General features: G+C 62.8%; 7 protein-coding genes and 3 pseudogenes. 6 read left to right on the top strand and 4 right to left on the bottom strand.

Annotated elements, in window-relative coordinates:
- The first annotated feature begins 246 nt into the window (after positions 1-246).
- A complete protein-coding gene (locus tag CD04_RS24745) occupies positions 247-849 on the top strand; it encodes a hypothetical protein (protein ID WP_231480636.1) in 603 nt (200 codons plus the stop codon).
- 121 nt (positions 850-970) lie between these two features.
- Here the strand turns inward: CD04_RS24745 and CD04_RS24750 are convergent, their stop codons facing one another.
- Positions 971-1,186, bottom strand: a complete 216-nt coding sequence (locus tag CD04_RS24750; RefSeq protein ID WP_038168390.1) for a hypothetical protein — start codon at positions 1,184-1,186, stop codon at positions 971-973.
- A gap of 33 nt (positions 1,187-1,219) precedes the next feature.
- Complete coding sequence (locus CD04_RS24755) at positions 1,220-1,414, bottom strand: hypothetical protein (protein ID WP_038168392.1); 195 nt, start codon at positions 1,412-1,414, stop codon at positions 1,220-1,222.
- On the opposite strand from CD04_RS24755, the pseudogene CD04_RS25290 reads away from it, so the two are divergent.
- From CD04_RS25290 to CD04_RS25295, 4 genes and pseudogenes are all read left to right on the top strand, one after another.
- A pseudogene (locus tag CD04_RS25290) lies at positions 1,382-1,489 on the top strand (hypothetical protein); the annotation flags it as partial. The gene CD04_RS24755 and the pseudogene CD04_RS25290 overlap by 33 nt on opposite strands.
- A 65-nt stretch (positions 1,490-1,554) precedes the next feature.
- Complete coding sequence (locus CD04_RS25065) at positions 1,555-1,680, top strand: hypothetical protein (protein ID WP_255333636.1); 126 nt, start codon at positions 1,555-1,557, stop codon at positions 1,678-1,680.
- The gene (locus tag CD04_RS24760) at positions 1,677-2,150 is read left to right on the top strand and encodes a hypothetical protein (RefSeq protein ID WP_051849288.1); all 474 of its coding nucleotides are present in this window, start codon (positions 1,677-1,679) and stop codon (positions 2,148-2,150) included. The genes CD04_RS25065 and CD04_RS24760 overlap by 4 nt, the downstream gene beginning before the upstream one ends.
- A gap of 467 nt (positions 2,151-2,617) precedes the next feature.
- Positions 2,618-3,270, top strand: a pseudogene (locus tag CD04_RS25295) (chromosome segregation protein SMC); the annotation flags it as partial.
- A 721-nt stretch (positions 3,271-3,991) separates the two neighbouring features.
- On the opposite strand, the pseudogene CD04_RS25300 reads toward CD04_RS25295, so the two are convergent.
- Both CD04_RS25300 and CD04_RS22705 read right to left on the bottom strand, forming a co-directional pair.
- Positions 3,992-5,122 (bottom strand): annotated as a pseudogene (locus CD04_RS25300) (chromosome segregation protein SMC); the annotation flags it as partial.
- Positions 5,123-5,722: 600 nt separating this feature from the next.
- Positions 5,723-6,166 carry a hypothetical protein gene (locus CD04_RS22705; protein ID WP_051849293.1) on the bottom strand — a complete coding sequence of 148 codons (444 nt, stop codon included), beginning with the start codon at positions 6,164-6,166 and terminating at the stop codon, positions 5,723-5,725.
- 643 nt (positions 6,167-6,809) lie between these two features.
- Here CD04_RS22705 and CD04_RS23850 point away from each other — a divergent pair.
- A partial coding sequence (locus CD04_RS23850) for a hypothetical protein (protein ID WP_156030295.1) occupies positions 6,810-7,264 on the top strand: 455 nt, incomplete at its 3' end.

Genomic DNA, 7,264 nt, shown 5'->3' on the forward strand with positions numbered 1-7,264 from the left:
TTGAGTTGGTCTTCGATAACAGTGACCACCGCATCACCGGAGCTTCGGTCAGTACACGGAAATCGCCGTCAAGCGGGTACTCACGCGCGACGGCACGTCTAGCTATTTCATCAATAACCAGCTTGTGCGCCGGCGTGACGTCCAGGACATTTTCTTGGCACCGGACTTGGGGCTCGCTCCTACGCCATCATTGGGCAGGGCACGATCACACGCATCATCGAATCGCGCCCCGAGGAGTTGCGGGTGATGTTGGAAGAAGCAGCGGGCGTATCCAAATACAAGGAACGCCGGCGCGAAACCGAAAACCGCCTCCTCGGCACGCGTGAAAACCTGCTCCGGGTCAATGACATCCTGCGTGAGCTGGAAAGTCAGCTCGACAAGCTGGAACAGCAGGCTGCCGTCGCGCAGAACTTCCGCAGGCTTCAGGAACAACTGGAAACGAGCCAGCATGGACTGTGGTTGCTGCGTTGGAGGGAAGCGCAGGATCGGCAGGATCGCATCGCGCAGGATTCGACCCTGGCGCTGAATGCCCTTGAGGCAAAGACGTCGGAATTGCGCGCTGCCGAATCTGAGCTTGAAGCGCTGCGCCAGGCCCAATATGCCGCGACCGATGCGCTGGGCATCGCACAGGCCAATCTCTATGCTGCCCAGGCGGAAGTGCGCGCCTTGAAGCCGAAATCCGCTATGTGGTTGACGCGCGCGACCGCGCTCAGCGGGGCCAACTCGAGCTGCAGTCCCAGCACGCACAATGGCAGGCACGCCAGCAAGAAGCGCTGCGAGATTCGGAGATGGCAACTGCGAAGTTGGCCGACGCGGAGCTTGCGCAGGCCGAGGCCGAGGGGCGAGTGAGCGAGCAGATGGACCAAATTCCTGCGCTCGAGGCTCGCCTGGCCGACGCGCAATTGAAGGCAACCGAGCAGCGCTTGCAGGCCGCCGCCGCACAACAGCGCTTGCAAGTGGAGGCGGAGCGTCAGCGCGCCTTGGCCAACAGCTCCAGCAGATCGAGCAGCGGATGCAGCGCCTGCAGGCGGAGCGTCGCAGCTTGCACAAACCCGACAGCCTGCGTCTTGACGACCTCGGCCGGCAGCAAAGCAGGTTGGCCGCCGAGCGCGATGGAGCGCAGGCGCGTCAACAAGAACTGCATGAGCAACTGCCCGTTCTGCAACAAATTCGTCAGGAGCAGCAAGCAGCCGCGCAGGAAACCGCTTCTGCGCTGGCATCAACCATCGCGCGCGTGCACGCGCTCAAGGCGTTGCAGGACAAGGTGATGACGCAGGGGCGCATTCAACCGTGGCTGGCGCGCCATGGGCTCGAGGGCATGGCGCGGTTGTGGACGCGCATCCATATCGAGCCAGGATGGGAAACCGCCCTTGAAGCCGCGCTGCGCGAGCGATTGGCCGCGCTTGAGGTGCATTCCCTGGATGCCATGGCTGGATTCGCCGCCGACCCGCGCCGGCGAAACTCACTTTTTTTGCAGCACCGCAGGCGCTGCCCCATGTCGAACGCCAATGGGCTGCAGCCACTGGCGAGTCTGCTGAACTACGTGGACCCGGGTTGCGTGCCGTGCTCGACGAGTGGCTGGCCCTGGTCTTTACTGCCGAATCGGTCGAACAGGCCATACGGTACCGCACGGGGCTGCCGGCCGGTGCCATGCTGGTCACCCGCGAGGGCATGCTGTGAGTCGCCACAGCGTGAGTCTTTATGCTGCGGACAGCGAGCAGGCCGGCATGTTGGCTAGAGCACAGGAAATCGACAACTTGGAGCGCCAGGTCAAGGCGCAGCAGATCCTCGCTGACGACACGCGCAGCACGGCGTTGCAGGCGGATGCGGCCTGGAGCCAAGCTCAGGAGCAGGCGGCTGCGGAGAGTCGCCGCATGCAGACGCTGACCCATCAGTTCCACGCGGTTCAGGTGGAGTGGCTCAAATTGCAACAGCAGCAGCAGGAATCAGTGAGTCGCGCTGAACGCCTGGATGCTGACCTTGGCGAGTTGGACGCGCAAGCCGAGGAGCTCTCGGCCAGTCAGGCCGAGAGCGAGGCTCGTTTTGAGCAACTCGACGCCGATCTCGCGCGGTGCCAGCAGGCCCAAGCGGACCTTGATGGTGATGTGCTACGTGAGCAGGCTGGGTTGCCGCGGCGCGCTCCAGCCTGAGATTGCTGGAGCAGACCCAGGCCGAGGCCCTGTATGCGATACGCAGCTTGGAGCAGCGTCGAAGTGACTCTGCCAGAATGGCTGAAACCGCGAAGCAACAGCTCGCTGAACTCGCGGCGCGATTGCAAGCAGTTGACGAGGAGCTGACACGCCTAAGCGATGCCACGGCCCGCGCAGGCCTTCAGGATGCGCTTGCGGCTCAGCAACGTAGTCAAGAGCATTTGGCCAGTCGACGTGCTGAACACGACGAATTGGCCGCACGCTTACGCACGCTGGAGGAGTTCCGGGTGCAATTGGAGCGCGAAGCGGAGCCGCTGCGCGGCGCCATCACAGCGCGCCAACTGGAGGAGCAGGAGGCCAGGTTGCAGGCTGAGCAGTATCGCCAGATGCTGGCCGATGCGCAGGTTGATGTGGAGCAGCTTGCCGCGCGCCTACCGTCGGACTGCAAGCCCGAGGAGCTAGGGCGCGAAACGCAGCGCCTGAATCGCGAGATCGCCGCGCTCGGCGCGGTCAACCTTGCCGCGCTCGACGAGCTCGGTCACGCGCGCGAGCGCAAGGAGTTTCTCGATGCGCAGCTCGATGACTTGGAGCAGGCTGCCCGCACGCTCGAAGACGCCATCCACAAGATTGACGCCGAAACACGCGAGCAACTCCGCCTGACTTTCGACCAGGTCAACACACACTTCGGGCGCGTGTTTCCGGAGCTTTTCGGGGGCGGTGCGGCACGCCTCATCATGACGGGTGATGAGATTCTGGATGCCGGCGTACAGGTTATGGCACAGCCACCTGGCAAGCGCAACAGCACCATCCATTTGCTGTCTGGTGGCGAGAAGGCGCTGGTGGCAATTGCGCTAGTCTTCGGTATCTTTCACCTAACCCGGCGCCATTTTGCATTCTCGACGAGGTGGACGCTCCACTGGATGACGCCAACACCGAGCGTTTTGCCAAGCTTGTGGAAGCCATGTCGGGAGCGACGCAGTTCCTGTTCATCTCACACAATAAGATTGCGATGGAAATGGCAGAACAGCTGGTGGGCGTCACGATGCAGGAGCAAGGTGTTTCCCGCTTGGTTGCAGTGGACATGGACACGGCGGCGCAATTGGCAGAAGCTGCAGCCTAAACATGCGGCCCGCACCGAGAAGCTCGTGGTGCGGAGGTCTATCGGCCAAGCACGCTAGACGCATGAGTCAAGACATGACCGAGCTGTAGCGCGATGAACCGAGAGCTTCACCGAGCGGTGACACTTCGTGACAAACTCTGAGTATTCGATCGCATTGAGCGCTCCGCTGCGGCTGGCCAACTGCACGCCAGCCTGTAGTTCCGCGTAGCGCTCCGAGGGTTGTAGCGTCTCCCACAAACCCGATTGCGCATTGCGCCCCCCGAACAGTAAAGCTTGTTCCGACACGCGCAATGCGCGGCATGCGCGACAGTAGAGATTCGCCAGGTACTGGCTGCTCGAACATGAAACTGGCAATGGCGTCGATAAGCGGATCAATGCGCAGCGCTGGTGGCCGCAGGCGGGTGGGCTCTGCAGACGCGAGTTGTGGCTCGACGTACTGCGGCTCACCATCGAGTCCCGGCTCCCTTTGCACATCGCGGCCGCAGCAGTGCCCGGCTCGTCGCCCATGAGCGGGCCGCGCCCTCGGATCGCGGCCGACGTCGCCTCAGCTGCCAGGATTGCCAGAGATTGAATGCCACGACAGCAGCAATGATCAGCGCGCCCACTACTAGCAAGGCCTGCTGCAATTGACCCATGGATATCGTCCTCGTTCGTCGTCTAGCGTGTTGTCGGGTGGGCCGATAGACCTCCGCACCACGAGCTTCTCGTGCGGCCCGCATGTTTAGGCTGCAGCTTCTGCCAATTGCGCCGCCGTGTCCATGTCCACTGCAACCAAGCGGGAAACACCTTGCTCCTGCATCGTGACGCCCACCAGCTGTTCTGCCATTTCCATCGCAATCTTATTGTGTGAGATGAACAGGAACTGCGTCGCTCCCGACATGGCTTCCACAAGCTTGGCAAAACGCTCGGTGTTGGCGTCATCCAGTGGAGCGTCCACCTCGTCGAGAATGCAAAATGGCGCCGGGTAAGGTGAAAGATACCGAAGACTAGCGCAATTGCCACCAGCGCCTTCTCGCCACCAGACAGCAAATGGATGGTGCTGTTGCGCTTGCCAGGTGGCTGTGCCATAACCTGTACGCCGGCATCCAGAATCTCATCACCCGTCATGATGAGGCGTGCCGCACCGCCCCCGAAAAGCTCCGGAAACACGCGCCCGAAGTGTGTGTTGACCTGGTCGAAAGTCAGGCGGAGTTGCTCGCGTGTTTCGGCGTCAATCTTGTGGATGGCGTCTTCGAGCGTGCGGGCAGCCTGCTCCAAGTCATCGAGCTGCGCATCGAGAAACTCCTTGCGCTCGCGCGCGTGACCGAGCTCGTCGAGCGCGGCAAGGTTGACCGCGCCGAGCGCGGCGATCTCGCGATTCAGGCGCTGCGTTTCGCGCCCTAGCTCCTCGGGCTTGCAGTCCGACGGTAGGCGCGCGGCAAGCTGCTCCACATCAACCTGCGCATCGGCCAGCATCTGGCGATACTGCTCAGCCTGCAACCTGGCCTCCTGCTCCTCCAGTTGGCGCGCTGTGATGGCGCCGCGCAGCGGCTCCGCTTCGCGCTCCAATTGCACCCGGAACTCCTCCAGCGTGCGTAAGCGTGCGGCCAATTCGTCGTGTTCAGCACGTCGACTGCCAAATGCTCTTGACTACGTTGCTGAGCCGCAAGCGCATCCTGAAGGCCTGCGCGGCCGTGGCATCGCTTAGGCGTGTCAGCTCCTCGTCAACTGCTTGCAATCGCGCCGCGAGTTCAGCGAGCTGTTGCTTCGCGGTTTCAGCCATTCTGGCAGAGTCACTTCGACGCTGCTCCAAGCTGCGTATCGCATACAGGGCCTCGGCCTGGGTCTGCTCCAGCAATCTCAGGCTGGAGCGCGCCGCGGCCAACCCAGCCTGCTCACGTAGCACATCACCATCAAGGTCCGCTTGGGCCTGCTGGCACCGCGCGAGATCGGCGTCGAGTTGCTCAAAACGAGCCTCGCTCTCGGCCTGACTGGCCGAGAGCTCCTCGGCTTGCGCGTCCAACTCGCCAAGGTCAGCATCCAGGCGTTCAGCGCGACTCACTGATTCCTGCTGCTGCTGTTGCAATTTGAGCCACTCCACCTGAACCGCGTGGAACTGATGGGTCAGCGTCTGCATGCGGCGACTCTCCGCAGCCGCCTGCTCCTGAGCTTGGCTCCAGGCCGCATCCGCCTGCAACGCCGTGCTGCGCGTGTCGTCAGCGAGGATCTGCTGCGCCTTGACCTGGCGCTCCAAGTTGTCGATTTCCTGTGCTCTAGCCAACATGCCGGCCTGCTCGCTGTCCGCAGCATAAAGACTCACGCTGTGGCGACTCACAGCATGCCCCTCGCGGGTGACCAGCATGGCACCGGCCGGCAGCCCGTGCGGTACCGTATGGCCTGTTCGACCGATTCGGCAGTAAAGACCAGGGCCAGCCACTCGTCGAGCACGGCACGCAACCCGGGTCCACGTAGTTCAGCAGACTCGCCAGTGGCTGCAGCCCATTGGCGTTCGACATGGGGCCAGCCGCCTGCGGTGCTGCAAAAAAAGTGAGTTTCGCCGGCGGCGGTCGGCGGCGAATCCAGCCATGGCATCCAGGGAATGCACCTCAAGCGCGGCCAATCGCTCGCGCAGCGCGGCTTCAAGGGCGGTTTCCCATCCTGGCTCGATATGGATGCGCGTCCACAACCGCGCCATGCCCTCGAGCCCATGGCGCGCCAGCCACGGTTGAATGCGCCCCTGCGTCATCACCTTGTCCTGCAACGCCTTGAGCGCGTGCACGCGCGCGATGGTTGATGCCAGCGCAGAAGCGGTTTCCTGCGCGGCTGCTTGCTGCTCCTGACGAATTTGTTGCAGAACGGGCAGTTGCTCATGCAGTTCTTGTTGACGCGCCTGCGCTCCATCGCGCTCGGCGGCCAACCTGCTTTGCTGCCGCCGAGGTCGTCAAGACGCAGGCTGTCGGGTTTGTGCAAGCTGCGACGCTCCGCCTGCAGGCGCTGCATCCGCTGCTCGATCTGCTGGAGCTGTTGCCAAGGGCGCGCTGACGCTCCGCCTCCACTTGCAAGCGCTGTTGTGCGGCGGCGGCCTGCAAGCGCTGCTCGGTTGCCTTCAATTGCGCGTCGGCCAGGCGAGCCTCGAGCGCAGGAATTTGGTCCATCTGCTCGCTCACTCGCCCTCGGCCTCGGCCTGCGCAAGCTCCGCGTCGGCCAACTTCGCAGTTGCCATCTCCGAATCTCGCAGCGCTTCTTGCTGGCGTGCCTGCCATTGTGCGTGCTGGGACTGCAGCTCGAGTTGGCCCGCTGAGCGCGGTCGCGCGCGTCAACCACATAGCGGATTTCGGCTTCAAGGCGCGCCACTTCCGCCTGGGCAGCATAGAGATTGGCCTGTGCGATGCCCAGCGCATCGGTCGCGCATATTGGGCCTGGCGCAGCGCTTCAAGCTCAGATTCGGCAGCGCGCAATTCCGACGTCTTTGCCTCAAGGGCATTCAGCGCCAGGGTCGAATCCTGCGCGATGCGATCCTGCCGATCCTGCGCTTCCCCCCAACGCAGCAACCACAGTCCATGCTGGCTCGTTTCCAGTTGTTCCTGAAGCCTGCGGAAGTTCTGCGCGACGGCAGCCTGCTGTTCCAGCTTGTCGAGCTGACTTTCCAGCTCACGCAGGATGTCATTGACCCGGAGCAGGTTTTCACGCGTGCCGAGGAGGCGGTTTTCGGTTTCGCGCCGGCGTTCCTTGTATTTGGATACGCCCGCTGCTTCTTCCAACATCACCCGCAACTCCTCGGGGCGCGATTCGATGATGCGTGTGATCGTGCCCTGCCCAATGATGGCGTAGGAGCGAGCCCCAAGTCCGGTGCCAAGAAAAATGTCCTGGACGTCACGCCGGCGCACAAGCTGGTTATTGATGAAATAGCTAGACGTGCCGTCGCGCGTGAGTACCCGCTTGACGGCGATTTCCGTGTACTGACCGAAGCTCCCGGTGATGCGGTGGTCACTGTTATCGAAGACCAACTCAACGC

Source organism: Thiomonas sp. FB-Cd (genome assembly GCF_000733775.1).
Classification (GTDB): Bacteria; Pseudomonadota; Gammaproteobacteria; order Burkholderiales; family Burkholderiaceae_C; genus Thiomonas_A.

Excerpts from the sequence above, each read along its gene's own strand:
- CD04_RS24745 (WP_231480636.1), top strand. The coding sequence starts at position 247 with ATGTTGGAAGAAGCAGCGGGCGTATCCAAATACAAGGAACGCCGGCGC.
- CD04_RS24755 (WP_038168392.1), bottom strand. The coding sequence starts at position 1,414 with ATGCACCTCAAGCGCGGCCAATCGCTCGCGCAGCGCGGCTTCAAGGGC.